Source organism: Bacillus sp. A260, assembly GCF_009861435.1.
GTDB lineage: Bacteria > Bacillota > Bacilli > Bacillales > Bacillaceae_G > Bacillus_A > Bacillus_A cereus.
This window is the reverse complement of record NZ_CP046399.1, coordinates 16,489-39,058: the sequence shown is the minus strand read 5'-3', so window position 1 is coordinate 39,058 and position 22,570 is coordinate 16,489. Positions and strand designations below refer to the sequence as shown.

Below are 22,570 nucleotides of genomic sequence, written 5' to 3'. Positions count from 1 at the left end.
TCTGATTCATCTCCGCAATAACATAAATGAAAAGAACAGGGACATATTCAGCGGAGTTTTTACTCGTTCACCTCCGCAACGATATAAATTAAAAGAACGATGATCAAATTTAATGCATTAAATTTAAAAGACAACCATATTGGTTGTCTTTTTTTTATTGGAGGGGAAAACAAAATGACTAAAAAAATAGATGTTATTCATTTAAATAGAAAATATTTTGAAGAAAATAGTCATTTCAAAAATATGTTGGACGAAAATAACGTTCCAAAACAAGTGAAAAGACCTTATGTATATGTGTCAATTAAGGTAAAAGACAATAACTTTTTATTACCATTGAGATCAAATTTGAATCATCCTAATGGATTTCATGCGCCCTCTAGTAAATCCGCTAATGCGGGGATTGATTATTCTCATGCGTTGATACTTCCTGAGAGTTCTTACATAAAGAATCGCACCGATTTAGATAGAGAACAATATGATTATATCAAAGATAATTATGACACGATTAAAAGTGAATTTGTTTCATATTTAAAGGATTATATCCGTAAAGAAAAGAAAGGAATAGCTCATAAGGTAGGGAAATTTAAAAATTCTACTCTGCTGAATTTTAATAAAGAACTTGGATTAGTGAAAGAACTAGAAAAATCAAAAGAAAAAGATAAAAAAGAAATCCAAGAGAAAATAAAAGTACAAGATAAAGTAGAGATTAAAGAAACAAAAGTGGAACAAAATCATGTAAAGATTCGAGAGAAAGTAGCAATAAAAGATAGTGCAGGGGTTCAAGAAACAATAGGAAAACAAGATGAGATAAAGATTCAAAAGAAAACAGAGGGTCGGGATCAGGAAGAAAGTCGAGATGAACAGAAGAAACGAGCAAGAAGACTAGCCTATATGCGCCAAATGGGGCGCGAGAGATAAGACGTAATGACATAAAGTGATATGTCATTTTTATATATTTTAAATGAGAAATTTAAAATATATTATTTTTATATTAAAATTATTAATTTTAATTAATCCTTATTCTTTCTGCATGGAGGCTACTTTTTTTTAGAAATAATTGGAATGAGAATTATTAAAAAGGGCGACATAGCGATATGTTGCTTTTCTTTTATATGATAGTAGGGAGTATAGCGCTGTGTTACTCCTTTTAATATTGTAAAATTTGTAAATGAGGGGAAGTAATACACGTGAATACATTAATTATTGCGGAGAAACCATCACAAGCGAAAGCATATACAGAAGCATTCCCGAAAGTGGAGAAGAAGGATGGATACTTTTCAATTGCGCCTTGTTCCTTAATGCCGAATGGGGCGAATATCACATGGGGATACGGGCATTTAGTTGAACTGAAAGCACCGCAAGATTATAAAGCGGAGTGGGAAAAATGGGATATGTCACAATTGCCAATCTTACCGGAGCGCTACGGATATAAAGTATCAGCTGATAAAAGAAAACAGTTCAACATTGTTAAGAAATTAATGAAAGAAGCGGATTGTATTACAATCGCAACGGATATTGATAGAGAGGGTGAAGCAATTGCACGTTTAATCATTCAAGAAGCAGGATGTACCAGTAAAAAGATGAAGCGCTTATGGATCAACAGCTTAGAAGTAGATGAAATTAAAAAAGGATTCCAGAACCTGAAGGAAGGTTCGGAGTTTGAGAGCATGTTTGCTGAAGCACAGGCTCGTCAAATTAGTGATTGGGCAATTGGTATGAATGCAAGTCGATTATATACGCTGTTATTACGTCAAAAAGGCGTACAAGGTGTTTACAGCGTTGGGCGTGTTCAAACCCCTGTTTTATGTCTCATTAACCAACGGCAGCAGGACATTAAAAACTTTAAGCCAACTCCTTTCTTTGAACTGGAAGGGCAATTTAAGGGGATGAACGGAACATACAAGGGAAGATACAAAGAGCGATTCCAAACGAAAAATGATGTGGCATTGCTACTGAAGAAACACCAGCTGTCTGAAGGAGGCAATCAGCAAGGCGCAGTAAAATCCGTGGAAGTAAAACCGAAGAAACAAGAAGCACCAAAGTTGTTTTCGCTGTCCTCCCTACAGGCTTTAGCGAACAAAAAGTACAAGTATTCACCTGCTGATACGCTGAAAATTGTTCAGGAGTTATATGAAGCAAAACTTGTGACCTATCCAAGAACAGACTGTAATTTCATTACAGAAAATGAATTTGCTTATTTGGTACGAAATCTAGAGGGATATCAATCTATTGTAGGAGTATCCTTCCAACCAAAAACATTAGAATCGAATAAACGCTACGTTGATAATCGAAAAGTACAGGAGCACTATGCCGTTATAGCGACTAAAAATGTTCCTTCGAAACAAAAGGTGGATCAATTAACGGACAAGCAACGCAACTTGTATATGGAAGTGTTAAAAAGTGTGTTAGGCATGTTCCATGCGCCTTACGAATATGAAGAGACAATTATTACAACAGATATGAATGGATTGGAGTTTACGACAAAAGGAAGAGCGGAAAAAGCGTTAGGATGGAAAGAACTTTACAAAGCAGATCAACCAAGCGAAGAAGAGAGCGAAGACAGGGAATCCCTCCTTCCTATTGTACAAAAAGGCGAACTTGTACAAGGAAAGATACAGACGAAAGAAGGCATCACAACACCACCAAAGCCCTATACAGAGGGGCAACTCATTACATTAATGAAAACATGCGGTGCTTCTGTTGAAGATGAAGAGAGTAAAAGTATCCTAAAAGAAGTAGAGGGACTTGGTACTGAAGCAACACGAGCTGGCATCATTGAAACGCTCAAAAAACAAGAATATATAGAAGTGAAAAAGAATAAGGTGACTGTTACACCGAAAGGTGAAATTCTTTGCGAAGCCGTGGGCGGCACGTTATTAGCGAAGCCCGAAATGACAGCGCAATGGGAAGGATATTTGCGTAAAATCGGGAAGAAACAAGGTTCTAAAGAGGTGTTTGTAGAGAAAACAGGGGAATTTACCAGGAAGCTGATTGTTAACGCCACGAATTCAATTAGTGAGCTTCAGATAGATAGTAAAGTGCAAGAAATGAAAACAAAGGATTCCGTAGGGAAATGTCCGAAATGTGGTAAAGACATAGCGAATCGCAAGACGTTTTACGGTTGTACGGGTTATAAGGAAGGTTGCAAATTCTCTCTTCCAAGCGAATTTTTAACAAAGAAAATAAGCGAAGCAAACGTTAAGAAATTACTAGCAGGTAAGAAAACAGGATTGATTAAAGGGATGAAGGGTAAATCAGGGAAAGAATTTGATGCATATCTGAAGTTAGATTCCAGTGGGAAGATTGTATTTGAATTTACTAAAAAAAGTTAAAATAATTCTTTACAGAATAAAATCTTAAATTTAAAGATGGAAAGCTAATATTGTAAAGTTTAACAGATATTTAGACTATAGAATCAAAGAGGTACAGTATTAGAATACCGAAATATGAAAGACGTTCACTTAGAATATTTTTAATAATTGTTAAAAATAGAGTCAGTTTTGTATTTTCTGTAATTATTGAACGGTAGATTCAATATATAGCCCATTTGTATATTAATTAGGGAAATCAACTGTAAAGGCAGCAAATAATGAAAAAATCAACAAAAATGTTTTTATTGTCTTAAATTTATCTCGGAATTTTTTGGGGGACATTTTCTTGGTTTTTTATTATAGTTTTTCTAAAAGGCTTTATGACACTTAAACCCACTTACTTAGAATCTCTAGTTGCTCTAGGAATCATGTGCCTATACGCCAATACCTATGTGTTATTGTTATGTAGTATTTTATCATGGGGAAAAATACATCATGCTCGAGTGCAATTATGCGTTTTTCTGAGTCTTTTGTTCGTACATTTTATTTTATGGTTAATATGATAGGTAGGGTTAGGGTACCTTACACCCTTAAATTAGGAATTTGCTAGTAAAGAACTTTTTATATAAAGACAAATAATAAAGAAGAACAGTAGTGGCTAAGGAGGGAGAGAATTGAAAATAAAAGGATTATTAGAAAAAGGAAAATGGGTGTCAATAGGGACTGGATTCGCAATTGTATCCAGTTTCTTTTTTTCTTTCCTAAAAGGTTATTTGGGAGGTGATACAAGTAGTACAGAGCAAGTAAATATAAAAATTGAGCTGAATTTTTTCTATTTAGTTGTACCAATTTTGATAGCTCCTATTATTGAAGAATGGATCTTCAGAAAGGTTCTACCTATAGGTTTAGGGGTATTATTCGAACGAATTAATCGGACAGTAGCAATTATTATTGCCAATGGTATTTTTGCAGCTGTTCATTTTGATTGGTTTTTCTTCCCTTACTTTATAAATGGGTGTCTATATGCATGGAGTTATGAAAAGACTAGAGATTTAAAAGTACCAATATTATCGCATATTTTATATAACTTATTTGTATTTTTTGTCACGAGTATTCTGTATTCTTAATAGACACATTAAATATTTTTGTTTTATTGTAATGGCTTGTCATATTTTTTGCAGCTGTCATTTTATTAGTTAAGCCGTAAAGATAGCTCTGTTTCTAATAGTATAGGAACTATATGTGACACTATGGTACTATTCGAATGAATTGTTTGTTCATTTTGTATTTACCATGTTTTTCTTAATTTATTTAGAAATCTACAAGTATTTATATTTTCTAAACTTAGTATTAGAGCTTAAGAGAGAAGATGTAGTAGGTACTGTTATTATTTAACGGTCATTTTTTAAATAAATAATCCAGAGATATCTACATATGGGTATTGGAGTTAGGGCTCTTATATAGCAGTTATGGTTTACAGGATGAGATATGCCTTAGAAGATGATTTTGAATAAACACCTCTAAATTAGTAATAGGATATCGAGACGTATATAGCAGAAAATAGTTTAAAAGGTCCTGGATTGGGGTTCAGGACCTTTTAAATGTAAAAAGAATGACATAATGAGAATTACAACTGAAAGTTACCTTCATGTTATCATTTTTAGAAGTTAAGTTCTATGTGTTGGATGTTGAGAAATAAAGATTTCATTTTTTAAGTGAAAAATAATTATTCTCGTACTTACATTTTATTAAGGTAGGGCGATTTTTCCAATGTAAGGTATAAATGATACCAAAAGTTATTAGGTAATATCTTTTTATTATTCAATCGATCTGCTACATCTATACCAATCAAATAAGTACAGTATATAAAGGCTAATTTAAAAAGTTCACAAATAAAAGAGTAGATAGCAAAAGCTAACTACTCCAGTTGTGGAATATGGTTAAGAAATGGGTTGTCTATATTATTGACAAAATATTAAGTTTTATTCAGAGTGGAATTTTTTTATTTTGATGGTTTTTAAATAAGTAAATGTCAATATTTCAAGGGATTAAATATAAGGTGCCTAGCAGTCTATATTTAGCGATACCCATATCTTTAATGTCATTCTATTAAATGAGTTTATATATGCCGTTAGAATTAAAAATAAAGGTCGTTTTTTCAATCAAGGTAATAAATTTTTACTCAAAATTGATGTAGGATAATACTTTTTTAGTTGATTTCGTATATCTGAATTTTATATTTTTAGAATTAGTTCTAAGTTTGGAGTTACATTTTAATAGATAAAAAACTAATAGTTAGCGACTATATAGAAGGGAATATGTACGAATCAAGTTTTAGAAATAGGGAAATATCCATTTTTCTATAAATAGATATTTCCCTATTTCTAAAAACGAAGTTATTATACAAACTTGTAAATTTTATTATGGAAGGTAATCATGATGAGTGTAGAGAATATCCGTAGAAAGAACAATAAATTATCTACGAATTAAATTTAAAGTAAGGGGGGATAACAATGAAGCTCTACGAGGTTTTGATGGGATACGTAAACGGTAAATATAAGGATGGAGATGTATTTTTGTATCAGAACAATGTACAATTGCAAGCCAGGTTCCAATTTGGAGATTTAATATGGTGTGATGATCAAGTTGCTGTTAGCTGTAAAAACATTTCACGTGATGATTGGACATATAAAGAGAGGCTCAAAAACCCTGCAAGATTTAGTTCTTAATTAGTTGAGATTTTAGTATCCCTTTTTGTATTCTTATCAAGTTCACAAGAAATCCATTAAGAATTAACAAAGTTCATATATTCTATAAACAAATATATTATAAGAGGTACTTAACATGATGGGAAAATTGAACTTTGCTAAAGGTTTGTATTACGGTAGTGCAATATCGTTAAGTTTTTGGCTTGTTTTATTTATTGCAATAAAGACTTTATTTAGGTAAACGAAGTTTAATATGTTTGATTTTTTTATAATTTAGATAAGATTTCTGTTCTTTATTGAAGTTCCAAAAACGATGTATAGTAAAAAATAAAGAAAGCTATGATAAACAGATATGAAATGTATTTTCATGGTTAAAAATATATAGTGAATTGTGGTATCAAAAAAAATTTCAATTCTTTTTCTTAATCCTCAGTAGTAGTGGTAAACGTTAGAATAGTAATTTTTTTAGTGTACTCTACGTATTCTTTTTGATTTTTTTGTATGTAGAACAAAAATTTAATTGTTACATAATTAGTGGAATGTAGTGTTTCACAATTATAGGTTCTATATTTTAAATTTAGAAAAGTATATTTTTTAAATGAATAGGGAAATATCCATTTTTAGAAATAGGGAAAATTCCCTATTTCTAAAAATGATTGTAGGTTATTGGTTAAATATCTTAGAAGTATCACTGTTTCATTGATACTATTGCTTTGTTATCGATATTCTCTAATATTAAGGGAATTTGTAAACCTAGGAATGGGGAAAGATATTTGCAAGTATAATAATAAGTTTTGAATAGAGTTATAATCTTTAAGAAAGTGAATGCTGAGTTTCCTTAAGATAGAAACAGTTTTTGATAACTTTAAGAACGTAACTTATATTTTTTAAAGAATGTATTAGTATTATATACAAGAGTGATTCTAAGTATTTCTTTTAAGGAAATATTAACATAATATATACTGTAAAAATCCTAATAGGAAGTAAAGTAGCTATATAATTAATTTGTTTTAAAGTAATAAGATGGTCAATACTTACTATTTGTAGAGGGTATTTAGATTCCTGTTACAATGCCAGCCACTGCAGCAGCTCTATTAATTGGCTCAGGAGTAATAACAATTTGTTCTTAATTCAAGGGAATTCTTAAATTATATGACTTCATTCTTGAGAAAGTTCTTATAATAAAAAGAAAAGACACCTTAATGTGCCTTCCTCCGACTTGAACCATCTTAATTTTAATAATATTAATATGTATTGGACTCCCATCCAATCATAATTTTATCACACTTTCCTTAAATTGAAAACGCATTCATTAATCTGCTTAATAGTTTTATCCATAACTTCTTTATATTTATTAAATTCGGCATCTTCCATATCCCCATTTATTTGTAAAAAGAAATTATCTTTTGCGTATGTAGGAGAGAATAGCATTTGATTTCCATTTCCTAAATCATCATAGTACTTTTTAGTTTGCTCAAGATCTTCTTTGTTTTTAAATGTGAATAAGCTGCTGTCACTATCTTGTCCTAAAGCAGGTACTAGAATACGTTTTGCATCTTTTCTAGTATTTTTAAATTCTTTTTATGGTAAATCAGTAGACCTTCTGCTTCGAATCTTGCCCCTTTAAATTCCTCAATTACTTTAACCAACAGTAGCATCACTTATCACGGATTTAATACTATAATAAGCTGTTAAACCAAATAATAGTAGGACGCTAATAACAAACTACATGTCCATTTGTTGTAATACCATATCGAAGAAAATTAAAAAATAATTGAACCCTTTTTAAAGATTAGAATAAAAATATCCCTATTTAGAAAAGTGGAAATATCCCTTTTTTTCTAAAATGAACAAGATGTAATAATCAGGTGTAATAAGAAATGGAGATCCTAGAAGAAAGCAAAGTAGTCATGTATATTTTAGAAAAGAATACAGGGAAAGAAAAAATAGAAATATCCCTATTTAGAAAAGTGGAAATATCCCTTTTTTTCTAAAATGAACAAGATGTAATAATCAGGTGTAATAAGAAATGGAGATCCTAGAAGAAAGCAAAGTAGTCATGTATATTTTAGAAAAGAATACAGGGAAAGAAAAAATAGAAATATCCCCTTTTCTAAAATGAACAAGATGTAATAAGAAATGGAGGTCCTAGAAGAAAGCAAAGTAGCCATGTATATTTTAAAAAAGAATACAGGGAAAGGAAAATAGAAATATCCCTATTTAGAAAAGTGGAAATATCCCTTTTTCTAAAATGAACAAGATGTAATAAGAAATGGAGGTCCTAGAAGAAAGCAAAGTAGCCATGTATATTTTAGAAAAGAATACATGGGAAAGAAAAAATAGAAATATCCCTATTTAGAAAAGTGGAAATATCTCCTTTTTAAAAAGAAAGTGATGTAATAAGTACGTGTAATTAGTGACAGTACCATATCGCTATCAGTTTAAAATCCTATGGAGGTTCTAAGGATATAATTATTCTGGCATGTGAATTAAATAGAAAACAATTTGAAATATCAATATATAAACAACGAATATATAATGCCTACTTATTATCAGATGAAGTTTATATCCGTTTTGATGTATACAATTAGAATAGACATTTATAAAAAATAAGAAAAGCCTCTCAGGAGAGTTTTCGGTATAATTTCAGTATTCTCTAACATCATAAAAATAATGGCACATTTAAGAGGTTTTAAAGGACAAACGTGTTAAGGTTGTTCTAACACTTAAGTCGTCATTTAATGTAATTGAGAAACAAGCTGCTAATGGTAATGTGATAGCAATTGAGCATTAAGATTAGTTGCTATACTTGAACTAAATCCGCATTCTACCTCACTTATAGGATTAATCGTAACTATAAGACACACATCAATACAAATTATGCAGTAAAAAAGGCTAATGATACAAAAAACTTTTAAAAGAAGAGGTATCTTAAAGAGTCTTTTCTTTATATCAAAAAACTTATGATCCTATTGAAATGGTATATACTATTTTTCATCAGATTCATTGGTTTTATTATAAACACATTTGGACTCTTAAAAAAATTAACAATGTCCCATTTGCCACCATAATGGGTAGATTCTAAAGGACTTCCATCTTCTCGCATATTTGAAATTGGTTTATTATCAATATCATTAATTATTTCAGGTGTACAGTCTACATCCATTAATTTTGGGTTTTATTACATACTAAAATAAAATCTTCACGTTGGGGGCACTTTAAAATATTAGCCTGATAGGCATGGGATTGTACACCTACTTAGAATAGAGATCCTAGAGGAAAGTGAAGTAGAAGAATGTGTTTTAGCAAGATAATAAAGGATGAAAGAAATAAAAAATATCCCTATTTAGAAAAGTAGATATTTCTAAATAGGGATATTGAGAATTAAATTTCTGTTAATAGTTTAAATTTCTTTCTTTGTGCAGGGGTTAATTCTTTTTCGACGTACCAATCAATAAGTAGGTCAATTATTTCGTAATTATATTTAGTATTAGTAATTTTCATTAGTGCTTCAAGTTCTTCTTTGGATTGATTTGAAATTTTAATACTTCCTTGCTGGTTCTTAAAAGCTTTTTTTTCTTTTGTCTTTTTTTGTTCTTGCTCTTGTATTTTCACCTTTGTTTTTTCTATTTCTTGTGTTTCCTCTGGTGATTGATAAGATTGTTCAGGAGTAAAATTCTTTCTACTTAATAATCCTATTTTTTTTGGTTCTGCCATGTTATACACCAACCTTTAATTTCTCAAATAATTCAATACGTTCCAGTAATTCATCACTAATTTTTTCATATAGTTCAATTACATTTAAATCATGTCGATCCCTCTCAGTAATACCGTTAACATCAAACCTTTTAATACGTTCCATTTGTGGGACTATATTTTTAAATAGATTCTCCTCGCCAAAAACTTCACGAGCATTTTCCATAATATATTGGTCTACTTTCCCGTTATTTTTCAACAATACGGGAAGAATGCCTACGACTTCAATATCAAGATTATATTGTTCTTTTAATTTTACAAGTTCATTAACATAGTTTTCAGCGCCTGTAAGAGAACGTTCTTGTGTCTGTAGTGCTATAAGTACATAATCAGAAGCAACTACGGCATTCTTAGTAACTTCAATTGACATTGGTGGAACATCAATAAATATGTAATCATATTTATGTTTAATTTTTTCAAGCAAGTTTTTAAAGTAATAATCCTCTTCTATTTCTGAAGAACAATATTTATATAGAAACTTTGCAAAGTCCTGAAAATCTACATAGGATGGAATTAGGTATAAATTTTTCATGATTTCAACTTCTAATCCTTCTAAAGTGCCCTCTTGAATACCTTTCATTAAAGTTTTTTCAATTGTTACCACTTCATCGGGATTTAAGATGGATTTTGTTAACATGAGTGATTTTGTTGCGTTACTTTGTGGATCAAGGTCAACAAGTAATGTTCGCTTTCCTTTTTTTGCAAACTCATAAGCATTTAGTACGGCATTCGTTGTTTTACCAACGCCACCTTTGTAATTACCGACAGTAATTGTAGTTGTCATTTATACCACTCCATTTAATTTTTAAATTTCTATATTTCCCTATTTCTATAAAATCAATAACAAAAATAGGGAAATATAGAAATAGTTATTTTTAGAAATAGGGATATTTCTATATGTATAACTAAATTATATCAATGATATTTTGTTGTTGCAATAGAATAATAGAATTATTATAGAACATCCTAAGTGTTGGCATTAAAGGATATTTTGTATTTAATAAATAAGGAAAGATAAGAAATTCTAATGAAATCAAACGATTAAATACAGGCAAGAAAAAATAAAAAAATAGGGAAATATAGAAAAGTATAAAAATAGAAATATCCCTATTTCCCTTTGTTTAAAAATAGAAATAGGGAAATAGGGATATTATTATAAAAAGCTTAGTAATTGCTGTTTACAAACAAAAAAACTTATTGTAACGTTATAGACAACAAGTTTCTCAACACAATACGATTTAGTTTGATAATATACATAAAAAATTCGTAAGAATTTGTAGGATATATACGACACATAAAACATAAAAACACAAATAAAAAAAGAACGGCTGTCTAGTTTGAGATTTCTCAGGTCTCAAACTAGATAGAGGAAGTAGATCTGCTGACTACATTTCTACTTCTTGGTGAATACAATTTGCTGACTACATCTTGTATTCCATTTACGTCACTGCACATCACCAGTGAGTAAACTTCCCAAACCGTTCTAGTTAACTATGCTATTAAGATATAAAATATCTCTTTTTAGTATAGTTAATTAGAGTGGATTTGTAAAGATAGAAACCCTTATTTAAGTGCATTTTTAAGCATATGTAAGTATGGATTTTTCTGCCTTTATATGAAATTTAGGGAAGTGTGTTTATCTAGGTGAGCAGTGATACAACTGCTCACCTTTTTTGTTGTAAAAAATCAGTGGAAAGGAGGTTCAATATGAATACAGTGCAAAGAGCTATCGAATTAATACTACATAAAGGGTTACGAAAATATAAATCTAAAAACTCGAAAGCTGGATTAGTATCTATTGCAAATCAAGAGGAATTTGAAAGTAAAGTGTTAAATGGGAAGAAGAATAAAAAAGGATCAATTTTTATTACGCGTAAGAAAGAAGATTTAAGCGCTAAGTTTGGAACTCGTGGCATAGTATTATCATCTGAAGAAGCTATACTGGATCATATTGGACAGGCTTCTCACTGGACACCTAATGTATATAATTTTGGTACGTATAGCAAAAAGGGGCTTCGTACAGTTGTGGGTCATACAGAAAAGAATTTACAGCAAATTAACTGTTTTGTTATTGATATTGATTCAAAGTCATTCCCTATGACTGCAATTAATGATGTGGCACTAAACGCAGGTTTTGGTGTACCTACTATGATTCTTGAAACAACTAAAGGTTATCAAGTATATTATGTGTTAGATCAAGCTGTATATGTAACAAATAATAATAATTATATAGCTATTAAATCAGCAAAACGAGTCTCTCAAAATTTAAGAGAAATGTTCGCTGAGAGCTTACCAAACGTGGATTTAACATGCAATCACTTTGGTTTCTTCAGAATGCCTTCAGTTCAAAATATTGTAATGTTCTTTGAGGAAAATGTATATACATTCAAGGAATTACAAGAGTGGAGCAAGCGACAAGATGACGACAAGGGAAATAAACTATTTCAGAATGTAATAGAAAGTCCATTTGCCAAAAATGCTCCTGTAGATCAGCCGAAGCAAATGGATGAATTATGGTTCAAACGAGTGATAAGTTGTACAAATGTATCTCCAAAACAAACGAAAGCAGGGCGAAACAATGCGGTTTTCACCCTTTCTTTAGCATGTTTTCAAAGTCAGTACGCTATTAAAGACACAATTGACTTGATGGATCAGTTTAATAGTAATCTAGAGCAGCCATTGGAACATAGTGAAGTCAGAGGAATTGTAATGTCTGCGTACTCTGGAAAATATCGAGCAGCACATAAAGATTACATAAATCGTTTGGTGCGAATATATGAATTAGATGGCCAAGATTCAGTATTTCGTGCGCCTTCAGCATTTTGGAAGAAACATAAAAAACAACGTAAGGATCGAGTTCGGAGCCACTGGCACGAATGGGAAGCCGATATCATTTCTTTTTTATCTATGAATTCAAATAATAAACCTGTGTTATACTTTACACAGTCAGAACTGTGTGAAGCACTTCATATCCCACGAAGCACCTTAAATACGGTACTAAGAAAGAGTACAAAAATCTATAAAGTGGTTAAGGGAAAAGGAAAAAGTGCAAAAACAGGACTGTCTACAATTGGAATTTTAATTGCGTTTGCTTTAAAAGAAAATGGTAGAAGAAAAGAGAGTTATTTAAACTACTTACAGGGGATATTCCCTCAAATAAGTAACATAATAGAACATGCAAAAACTAGTAGCGCTATGGTGGAAGAAGAAACACTATACAGCATATTAGAAGGGCTACCAGCTGGTTAAGTTTAATTGTCCACTCTGCCAATACATATTATATCTATGATACATGTTTTTGTTACTGTGCTATAGCGTTATAGGTCACTAGTTTAGATTTCTCTTCTTTGTGATTTTTTACTTTTAGACTAACAGGTTTCTATTCTTATTATGGTATGTGAAATTGTTACTGGTTTTCTAGAAAATTGTAATATTGGTGGTGTGTTATTTGAGTAAAAATTATTCTATAGATCGTGATAGTAGAGGACGTTATAGACACTCGTATGTATTTATGAGAGGAGTTAATGTTGAGATTAAGCTACTTAATCATGAAGATTTATTAAAAGGGAAAATTACATCAATAGAAGAGTATTATTGTGTTCTTGATATGGAGGGCCCAAGTGGTTTCTATCAAGTGACAGTTAATTTTTCTGAAGTAAAATATATAAGACATGAAGAGTTTCAAACTGTTGAAGAAAGATCTCCTAAGTTTAGTGAAAGAGACAAGAAAACCTCATTTGTATTTAAAATTGGTGAAAAGATTGGTTGTGTATTTAAAGATGGTAAGGGGATAAAAGGGATTGTATTATCTGAAGGTGCCTATTATCTGTACGTTAAAACTGAAAAAGAGAAATATTATACAATCATGAAGAGTGCTTTATCTTATATTGTACATATGAAGCATGATCCGTTACTTGAAACCAATGATTTCTATACGGAGGAAATGAAATTAGCTGATTATAAAAAGCCTACTGAATATGTATTTTCTGTAGGGGATACAATTATGGTTTATTTTCCTAGCGGTAAAAATGTATCGGGTATTGTTTTGGATGAAAGTAAATATTGGGTGCTGTTACAGACTGAAAAACGTCAGCTAACGGTTTTTAAGGGTAGTTATTCATATTTTAAACATGAGATGTATGATACAAAAGCTTATTTATATGTGGGGAATAAAAAGTTAAGAAAACAATTAAGAAACGATGAGTAGATAGTATATAAGGGGCTTTTCTTTTAGATTTTTCTTAAGAGGTAGCAGTAATAAAATTATATTTGTTGTGTCTTAAAATGAAAAATAAATATAATTTTTACTACTAATTACTTATAACGAAGTTATTGTTTAATGCGTACTTCAAATGTATATTTTGAAGTACGCATTAGCAGGATAAAATTTTAATATATGTAATTTAAATTTTTTATATTTTAGTTTGGAAAAAGTTATTATTACTATTTTTAACATTCATTCTAACAATATATAATAATATTTAGATTAAATGTTTGTTATAATTAATAAAGAAGTTTATTAATTATACAGAGAGGATATATTATTATGGGTTATAAGTTTCGTAGAATTATCCAATTTTCGCCTGGAACAAGACTAAATGTTTCATACAATGGCATGGACGTAAGAGCCGTTCCAAATGAATTAAGATTTACAACTTATGTGCCTGGCACTGGAATTTCATATAAACCACGGATAGAAGAATCAAACAACTATTATAAACAACGAGAGTTTCCTAGACAAAAAACTTCCTATTTCACTATGAATGAACCAGATTATAATACGTTAAAAGTATTTGATCCGGTAAGAGAAAAAGAAACTTACACTGTAACTGCTTTTCGTAAAAAGGATAGTCCAGTAAACTCATTAGGAAGAAAACTAATGAAGCCACTATCCATAATTACAGGTGTTTGTGCGGGTCTATTCTTAATTATGATGCTTTTTATTCCTGCTCTAATCCTGGCAGTCATTTCTTTTCTCTGCTATAAAAATATACAAACACCATTTGCAGTTGTATGCCCAGAATGTGATGCTGAAAATCTATTAATTTTTGAAGAAGCGAAGATTGTTTGTCGTAAATGTGCGAGCAATCTTATAATTTTAAAATAAAAGGCATTCAACTGAATGCCTTTTATTTTAAAATTATAACTTTTTTAGAAAATATTTGAAAAACAATGCAATCAAGTGTATTATTATATATGGTTTTATAAATTTTTATAATTATATATAATGCAGGGGGAACAATAATGAAATTAGGAAAATTAGCTCTAGTTGGAGCATTAGCTTTAGGGGGATTAACAGCAGTTGATACAATCAATACACCTACTGCATCAGCAGACACAGTAAAACATGCAGTAGCACCATATGACAGCTGGGGTATTGATAACACATATATCTTAAATGAATATATTGAAAAAATGCCTGCTGAGTACAAAAAACTTTTAAGTGTCTCTTACAAAACAAAAGACTATTTCACAATCCTTGTAGATGATGCTGGATTAGTAGCTGGTGAAGACCAAGTTAAAATTTTCCGTGTATCAGATAATGGAGATCTATCTCGTTATAAAACAATTAATTTCCATAAAGAAATTGCTATTGCGGATAAAGTAGTATTTGATACTCAAATCACAGACGCTTACGAGCCAGGTAGATATGTAGCAGTCTCATACATTCATGGCAAACATTTAAAGAGCGATTTCTTCACCATTAATAAGTAATATTAATAACCGGTTCCTTAACATATAGGGAACCGGTTAATTTTTGTCTAACTTATATTTTCGCTTAATTGGAAAGATATTTTGTAATTCTATTTAGATTTATATAAACCTAAATAGAAAAGGTGGTAATTAATTTTATGCTTAATAATTCCAAGGATACAATAATAGACTTAATAAACAATATTATCTATAACGTTGCTCTATATGTTTTAGTATTTATAATTTGCATGTGGTTTTTAGTATGTATTATGCGTTTAATTTTTGGGGGAGCATTTAGAGTTATAGCAGTGACTGATAATAACCACTCACATTCTCTAATGAAATTATCTAAGGGAGAAAAAATAACATCACGAAAAAGAAGATCCTCCTATAGATTTAAGGCCGTTGGGAAAAAAGCGAAAACAGGTACTGTTTTAGATTCTGACTTGGATGATGATGTAATGGACTATGACAGTAATTATAGCTCTGATAGCTTAACTAGCTATAGTTACTCCTCTTATAGTTCAAGTTCTGATAGTTCACATAATAGTTCCTGTTATAGCAATTCTTTTAGTTATAAAAATGAAAACTCATCAAGTTATGATAATTCTTCTTATTGTAGTTCTGATGAAAATGAATAATAAGAGGTATTGCTGAGATATGTGAAAAAATAGGTCATAGGACAGGAGTTAAGTCTGAAATTTCTAAACTATATTTTTATTTCCTTTCGACATAATATGACAATAAATAGATGTATAATTTGTTATTATTAATATCTCAATATTACATTTTATATAATTGGAGGAACAAACGTGGGAAAAATATTTAAGTTTGGATGTTTAGGCATTATAGTTTTATTTGTAATCGGAATAATTGCTATGGTTGCTGGTGGCGGAGATTCAACAGAAAAAACTTCTACAGACACGAAAGCAGTATCAAAAGAAGGTGTATCTTCTGATGTTAAAATCGCTGTAGGGTCTATGGAAACAGTAGATTCTGTAGGTAATGAATATACAAAAGAACAAGCGCAAGGTGTCTTTAAAATTTTAGAAGTTACACTTACTAATAATCAAAAAGACGCTATTACTGTGGATGCTAACAGCTTTAAATTGGTAGATAATAAAGGTCGTGAATTTACATATTCAACACAAGGTCAAACATCTTTTGACTTAACTAACGGTGGAAAAACTGACTTCTTCTTAAAACAATTGAATCCTGGTCTAACACAGACAGGTAAAATTGTTTTTGATATACCAAAAGATGCGGAAGGACTTTTCTTAAAAGCTAGTGGCGGTATGACAGGTAAAGAAATTAATTTAAAAGTAGAATAGAAAAAAGGTACTCGAAAGAGTGCCTTTTTGTATGTGTGTTAAAAACCCACCTATTTCCGTAGGTGGGCTTTATCTTTATTACACAATACTAAAGTATACTTTCTTTTTCGCATAAACTTTATGTAATTATACATATTTATGAAAAATACACCAAATAAATATTACATGTAGTAAAATATAAAGAGTGGATACGTTCTATAAAGCAGATTCTATTGAAAGACGTAACATATCAACGGTTAGAGGAGATGTGGCGTCAATCTAATACGGATCGCAAATCTCTTGTATTTTGTAAACTAACAATCTGGTGTATATAGAGGACTCTGTTTTATAGGATGTATTTACGTGTATTACAAGGGGATAATACGGATAAATTTATGTTACATGAGCGTGGTTTAAGTCGGGGGGAGGCATCTTAGGATGCCTCTTTTTATGAAATAATATGAAAAGTTAATTAAGAAATTAGTTCTATCTTAGCATTAAACGTTATTACCTATTTTTATTACTTTAAAAGACTGAATATTCTGTATTTTATTTTTCACTTAATCTTTAATCTGCAAAATAATATTTAGTTTGCAGAAATATGGTAATATTTAGACCAATAGAGAGTCAAGAAGAAGGAGGAGAATCAATTGAGCACGAGTATCTTTACGAACCAAAATACGTTTAAATTGTTGAATGACTGGTATCATCTAATGATTTCCCAAAAAGTTAACGAAGCAGCAGCTTTGAAAAAAGAAATTAATGAACGAAAAGATGAAATAAAAGATGATCAAAATCTATTAATGTATTATTCTCTATTGGACTTTCGGTACAAGGTATTAACAAATGGATTAGAGGTTACAAGAAACGGTTTCGAAGAGGTAGAGTCTCTTTTTACGCCTAGGGATAATTTTCTAATGTTTTATTATCATTTTTTTAAAGGAATTCATCTCACATCTATTTCAAGCTTCGTGGAGGCTCGAGAACACTATGAAAAGGCAGAAAGGCTAATAGAGTCTATTCCAAGTGAAATTGAGCTTGCTGAATTTTATTATAGAACAGCAGCATTTTATAATTATACGTATAAGCCACTTGAAGTTATTAAACGCGGAAACCAAGCATTAGAATTATTTAAAAAGCAAATAGGATGCGAAATTAATGTGGGACTGTGTAAAAATTTATTAGGTGGCATTTGTATACATTTAGAGCAGTACGAAGAATCGGAAGAATATTTTACATCTGCAATTGATATCCTTCAAAAACAAGAAGCATCAGAATTGATTTTACGGGTTCGAAATAACATTGGTTGGTTGTATGCAAGCCAAAATCTTTCTTCGTTAGCGATTCGTCATCTTTCTGAAGTTGTAGAAAACATGCCAAATCATTACAAAGCGATTTTGTTATTGGCGCGTGAATATCATAAATTAGGAGAAGAAGAGAAGGTTTCTGAACTTGTTACAAAAGGAATGGAAATCTGTAATCAAAATAATGATGAATTATACAAGCATCATTTTAATATCCTTAATGAAATGAACTTAAATATTTCTACAGAAAGAATCGAAAAAACGATTTTAGAAGGGATTTCATATTTCGACAAAGAAGAACTCTATGAGTATACAAAAGAATATACAGAGAAGCTGGGAGTTTGCTTTTATAAACAAGAAAATCATGTAAAAGCAAGTGAGTATTTTTATTTACATCACCAAGCAAGAGAAAAGAAAATTGAAAAAGGGGCGTTGAAGTAATGAAGAAAATAGTAGCAATTGTATTAGGTTTAGGACTAATTGGCTTTTTATCAGTTGGATTGAATTCAAGTGATAAAGCGTTTGCTTACGGAGATTATCCATCACCATCAATGTTAGTGAATAGTGATTATGACGGCGCACACGGGGAAACAATTTAATACAAATAAAAAGAGGATCTGTTTTAGATCCTCTTTTGTTTGGGGTAATGATTTAGATTTCTTTTATTATAACATATTAATCTATCGTTTTGGTTATTTTTTACTAATATAGTAAAAAGGAGGGGTTATATTGGATAATGGTAATTTTTTTTAACTTTATGGAGGACAGAAGGTTAAGGGAGAGAGAGCTGAAATATGTGTAAAGATAGATAAATAACCTTATTTTTAAATAGAGTTGATTACATATAGCTAGTTCTACCATCAATATTTTCTAATTATCTTAACTTAAAAAGTGGCAATCCTTAAAAGATAAGGGTGCCACTTTTTTATATGTCTTTAAACTAAAAAAAATTAGATTCTTGAAACTGTTTATAAAATCTATTTTCTAGTAATTAATGGGTACTACAATTTAACATTTTAGGATATTATATGGGTTAAAAATGTACATTTTTCTTATAATTTATATATTATAATTAAATAAAGGTAGGTGCTATATGAAAAAGTTTTTATTATTTATATTTTTTAGTGTAGTAATTATAGGAGCTGTAATTTTTTTTAGTGGCGATAGGGAGAAAATAATTGCAGAAATTGAAAGTAAAATTCCTGTAAAATTAACGAAAGAGGACAGTAAACAAACAAAATGGGATAAGAATGCAGAGAAGCCAGAAGTAAACGAGGAAGAATCAGTAGAAGATTCTTGGTATCCAGAAAATGATGATGAGATTATCGCTAAGCAAATAGAGGGAAAACAAAATGATTTTGATAATTCAATATCTCATGATCGAAACTCAGAATATAAAGTTATTGAAGATATTATAGATAAGATTGTGCTAAACCATATAAATGGTGATGGTTTGATTCCTTTATTGGAGTCTGCTCAAAGTTCTGAATATGCTGGAAGCACATCTTTACAAAAGGTTAGTTCTAATCGAGTAAAAAGATTAAATCAAAAATACAATGAAAAAATAAGTACATTGAAACATAGTAAGTGGAAGAAAGTACAAGATTTTCAAACAACGCTAGATAGTTTATTTAATACAGTATTAGAAACGACTGAAAATCCAAGTGAGGAAGATTACGAAAAAGCAAAAAAAGAAAGTGATAAATTAATCGAAATTTATAAAGACATGAGAAGAGAAACATTAGAGGAAATTGCTAAAGATTTTGCTAAAGATGGAAAAATAATTTGGAGTCATACAGCTGCTATAGGGGCCGTGAATAGGGCAGATAATATTGTTAGAGATAATATAGCTTTAAATGCAGCTGTAGGCTTAATGGAGTATTCATATCATAACTTAAATGTTAAAACCCCATATCCGCATTTAGATTTAAGAGAACCAAAAGATGTTAAGAACTTACAGAAAATCAAACTAGATAAATATATTAACCCAAAAGAAGACAATGATTATGGAAAAAGATTAATCAGATGGGGTAATTATTTTAGAGATATAGGTATGTTAATTGATAAAGCGGTAAATCAAAGAGATGAGAAAGCTAGATTAGAAGCTATTCAAAAATTTAATTTGGCCTCTATTGAATATATGAATATAGTTGGGAACAATCCTTTCGAAAAAATTGATGAGGGAATCAATTGGAACCCGGAAAATAAAAAATGGCCTTTTTAAAATTTTAGATTGATGATGATGGAGTATCATAACTAATATAAAAAAGAAAAATGCTATTAGTTGATTACTACATTCTTAGGGATGATTTGATAATACAAGAAAGCCAAAGGGACAGTTTTTTATTGACTGTTTCTTTGGCTTTTAATGCTTTATTTTTTAGGCATCCATGTATGTCCGCAATTCATGCAACCATTGACAGTGTTCTTTCTACCAACAAACCCACTGAATGCCGTTATAGATAAGCCTAAAGCCATAATAAAATGGCCAACAAGTATAGCTGGGCCACTCAATATAAGAAACGGAGAATTTGGAGAATGATCAAGAGAAGCAGCAAAGAAAAATAAAGATACAAGAGCAACAACCACAAGGAATAAAATTATAACCTCGCTTATTACCGACTATTTGATCAGATTTACATTTCCTACAAACAACACGCCTTTTGGCTTTTTCTTGTTGTACAGTTTATGTGTAAAGCATGATCCATTACTTTTAACGAACGATTTTTATACGGAAGAAATGAAACTAGCAGATTATAAAAAGCCTACTGAATATGTGTTTTCTGTGGAGGATACAATTATGGTTTATTTTTCTAGCGGTAAGATAGAAGACATTTTGCGAGACTACTCATAAAAGAAAAGTCAATCTCCTAAAAACTGCAATCTCAGTAATAAAATTGAACAATATTACATTTCTGTTATAATATAATACGACAAAAAACTTATTAGAAAACATCTTGGAGGATCGTGCATTGAAAAGACATTATAAAATCGGCGGAATTATTCTTGCTGCATCACTCTTCGCTAGCGGCTGTGGAAACGGGGAAAAATCAGAAGAGAAAAAAAGGGAATCCTGGACAGAACATGAGCAAAGATTAGAAAAAGAACAAGCCGAAAAAGAAGCACAGAAAGAAGCAATTAATTTTGAAGTAGGCGAATACTCTTATAATCCGGAAACTAAAATGTTAACGGTAAATGTAAAAACAAATATGCCGGAAGGATCAAAAGCATACGGTCTTATCAAAGAGCCAGAAAAAGACTATGCAGAATTAATGCCAAAAGAAGGCACTGTTCATGATGGGAATTTTCACTTTGAATTTGGTGACAATATATCCGAAACGTCAGGTCGTGAAGTTCTTAAAAATGGAAACTATGATTTTAAACTAACCGTTACTGTTAATGACGAAAACAAAGCCGCATTAGATACATTCAAAGACTATGACAATTTCGAAAAAAACTATAAATCTAATGGGGAACTAAAAAAGATAGAAAACGGATTTAGAGTTAACGGAATTAATGCTGGAAAAGTAAATATTGAAAATGCTCTATCCGCAGAAGAAGCCGAAAAAGCAAAAATTGAAGAAAAAAAGAAACTAGCGAAAGATCTTTCTTATCCTGAATTAAAGAAAAATCCGAATGGACACAAGGACGAATTAGTGAAATATACTGGTGAAATTGTTCAGATCATAGAAGGCGGCGGTTCAACTGATATTAGATTAGCTGTTACAAAAAGGTCATATGGATATAATACCAATGATATCGTTTATGTAACTTTCGATAAACCAACAGAGTTTGTTGAAAAAGATATAGTTACAGTAACAGGAAATATTGAAGGAAGTTATTCTTATACATCACAAGCAGGCTGGAATATATCCGTACCACTAATGAAGGCTATTGATATAACGAAATAAGTCATCCAAAAAAGCCCGGTTAATTTAATCGGGCTTTTCTCTGTTCTATGATTCTAGGCGTTCCATTATATAATTAGACATTTTTATTTTTTGTTACCAGAACCTCCACCAAGGCTTCTTCTTCTCTTTCGCTGCAGCAACCTCAGCACGAAATTCCAATTATTTTTCCATTCATTCATTATGTACTTCTATACTTGTTTTGTTTTCTTTGCTAGTGCAAACTTCAAAAAAGCTGCAAGTAGTAGGAGAAGCGGTATTCCCTGAATAAAGAGAAATCCTCCAAAAAAATCAAGCGTAGTACTATATGGAGAGTCTGTTGCCATCACACCTATAAATAAAGCTATTGGACTTGTGAGTAGATTTATCCCTAAACAGACCATTATCAATGATAGGTTTTTAGCCTTAATTTTTGATGAACCAGATAAGAAAAATAAGAATATTGCAGTGCCGAATATAAGAAACAGTGTTACATAAAAATTTACCATAATATCCCTCCATGATTTTGATTGTACCATCAGCTAGGACAAATTTGAACAAATAGGATATAAGGATTTTTCACAATATTTTTTTACTTAT

The 22,570-nt window shown here is 30.7% G+C and carries 17 protein-coding genes and 3 pseudogenes; 14 read left to right on the top strand and 6 right to left on the bottom strand.

The window, feature by feature from the left end:
* The first annotated feature begins 174 nt into the window (after positions 1-174).
* From tenpIN to GD442_RS26940, 4 genes are all read left to right on the top strand, one after another.
* On the top strand, positions 175-918 hold the full coding sequence (gene tenpIN / locus GD442_RS26955; protein ID WP_000162210.1) for a type III toxin-antitoxin system TenpIN family toxin: 744 nt from the start codon (positions 175-177) through the stop codon (positions 916-918).
* 269 nt (positions 919-1,187) lie between these two features.
* Positions 1,188-3,332 carry a type IA DNA topoisomerase gene (locus GD442_RS26950; protein WP_159365261.1) on the top strand — a complete coding sequence of 715 codons (2,145 nt, stop codon included), beginning with the start codon at positions 1,188-1,190 and terminating at the stop codon, positions 3,330-3,332.
* A 653-nt stretch (positions 3,333-3,985) separates the two neighbouring features.
* On the top strand, positions 3,986-4,438 hold the full coding sequence (locus tag GD442_RS26945) for a CPBP family intramembrane glutamic endopeptidase (protein ID WP_159365260.1): 453 nt from the start codon (positions 3,986-3,988) through the stop codon (positions 4,436-4,438).
* 1,386 nt (positions 4,439-5,824) lie between these two features.
* Positions 5,825-6,040: a hypothetical protein gene (locus GD442_RS26940; protein WP_000780738.1), complete on the top strand. Its 216-nt coding sequence runs from the start codon at positions 5,825-5,827 to the stop codon at positions 6,038-6,040.
* Positions 6,041-7,300: 1,260 nt separating this feature from the next.
* Here the strand turns inward: GD442_RS26940 and GD442_RS28425 are convergent.
* From GD442_RS28425 to GD442_RS26930, 4 genes and pseudogenes are all read right to left on the bottom strand, one after another.
* A pseudogene (locus GD442_RS28425) lies at positions 7,301-7,738 on the bottom strand (stress protein).
* 963 nt (positions 7,739-8,701) lie between these two features.
* A pseudogene (locus tag GD442_RS28550) lies at positions 8,702-8,919 on the bottom strand (hypothetical protein).
* Between the two features lie 484 nt (positions 8,920-9,403).
* Positions 9,404-9,736 carry a hypothetical protein gene (locus GD442_RS26935; protein WP_000830096.1) on the bottom strand — a complete coding sequence of 111 codons (333 nt, stop codon included), beginning with the start codon at positions 9,734-9,736 and terminating at the stop codon, positions 9,404-9,406.
* Position 9,737: 1 nt separating this feature from the next.
* A complete protein-coding gene (locus GD442_RS26930) occupies positions 9,738-10,559 on the bottom strand; it encodes a ParA family protein (RefSeq protein ID WP_000213995.1) in 822 nt (273 codons plus the stop codon).
* 923 nt (positions 10,560-11,482) lie between these two features.
* On the opposite strand from GD442_RS26930, the gene repS reads away from it, so the two are divergent.
* The 9 genes from repS (at position 11,483) to GD442_RS26885 (ending at position 20,307) form a co-directional block, all read left to right on the top strand.
* A complete protein-coding gene (gene repS, locus GD442_RS26925; protein WP_001099053.1) occupies positions 11,483-13,024 on the top strand; it encodes a replication initiation protein RepS in 1,542 nt (513 codons plus the stop codon).
* Between the two features lie 199 nt (positions 13,025-13,223).
* Positions 13,224-13,982, top strand: a complete 759-nt coding sequence (locus tag GD442_RS26920) for a hypothetical protein (RefSeq protein WP_000042402.1) — start codon at positions 13,224-13,226, stop codon at positions 13,980-13,982.
* Positions 13,983-14,321: 339 nt separating this feature from the next.
* Complete coding sequence (locus GD442_RS26915; protein WP_159365259.1) at positions 14,322-14,882, top strand: hypothetical protein; 561 nt, start codon at positions 14,322-14,324, stop codon at positions 14,880-14,882.
* Positions 14,883-15,019: 137 nt separating this feature from the next.
* Entirely contained in the window at positions 15,020-15,490 is a 471-nt protein-coding gene (locus GD442_RS26910; protein WP_000765902.1) for a DUF5065 family protein, read from the top strand.
* A 137-nt stretch (positions 15,491-15,627) separates the two neighbouring features.
* Positions 15,628-16,110 (top strand): hypothetical protein, encoded by a 483-nt coding sequence (locus GD442_RS26905; protein WP_000933891.1) that lies wholly within the window; start codon positions 15,628-15,630, stop codon positions 16,108-16,110.
* A 171-nt stretch (positions 16,111-16,281) separates the two neighbouring features.
* A complete protein-coding gene (locus GD442_RS26900; protein ID WP_000516010.1) occupies positions 16,282-16,800 on the top strand; it encodes a DUF4352 domain-containing protein in 519 nt (172 codons plus the stop codon).
* Positions 16,801-17,429: 629 nt separating this feature from the next.
* Complete coding sequence (locus GD442_RS26895) at positions 17,430-18,524, top strand: response regulator aspartate phosphatase (RefSeq protein WP_000107769.1); 1,095 nt, start codon at positions 17,430-17,432, stop codon at positions 18,522-18,524.
* Positions 18,524-18,682 carry a Phr family secreted Rap phosphatase inhibitor gene (locus GD442_RS26890; protein ID WP_000724587.1) on the top strand — a complete coding sequence of 53 codons (159 nt, stop codon included), beginning with the start codon at positions 18,524-18,526 and terminating at the stop codon, positions 18,680-18,682. Before GD442_RS26895 ends, GD442_RS26890 begins: the two co-directional genes overlap by 1 nt.
* Positions 18,683-19,176: 494 nt before the next feature.
* Positions 19,177-20,307, top strand: a complete 1,131-nt coding sequence (locus tag GD442_RS26885) for a hypothetical protein (protein ID WP_098819195.1) — start codon at positions 19,177-19,179, stop codon at positions 20,305-20,307.
* A gap of 149 nt (positions 20,308-20,456) precedes the next feature.
* Here GD442_RS26885 and GD442_RS28420 read toward each other — a convergent pair.
* A pseudogene (locus GD442_RS28420) lies at positions 20,457-20,709 on the bottom strand (hypothetical protein).
* Between the two features lie 346 nt (positions 20,710-21,055).
* On the opposite strand from GD442_RS28420, the gene GD442_RS26880 reads away from it, so the two are divergent.
* The gene (locus GD442_RS26880; RefSeq protein WP_000820698.1) at positions 21,056-21,994 is read left to right on the top strand and encodes a hypothetical protein; all 939 of its coding nucleotides are present in this window, start codon (positions 21,056-21,058) and stop codon (positions 21,992-21,994) included.
* A 188-nt stretch (positions 21,995-22,182) separates the two neighbouring features.
* Here the strand turns inward: GD442_RS26880 and GD442_RS26875 are convergent, their stop codons facing one another.
* Positions 22,183-22,479, bottom strand: coding sequence for a hypothetical protein (locus GD442_RS26875; RefSeq protein WP_000247078.1), 297 nt, complete (start codon positions 22,477-22,479; stop codon positions 22,183-22,185).
* Positions 22,480-22,570 lie beyond the last annotated feature (91 nt).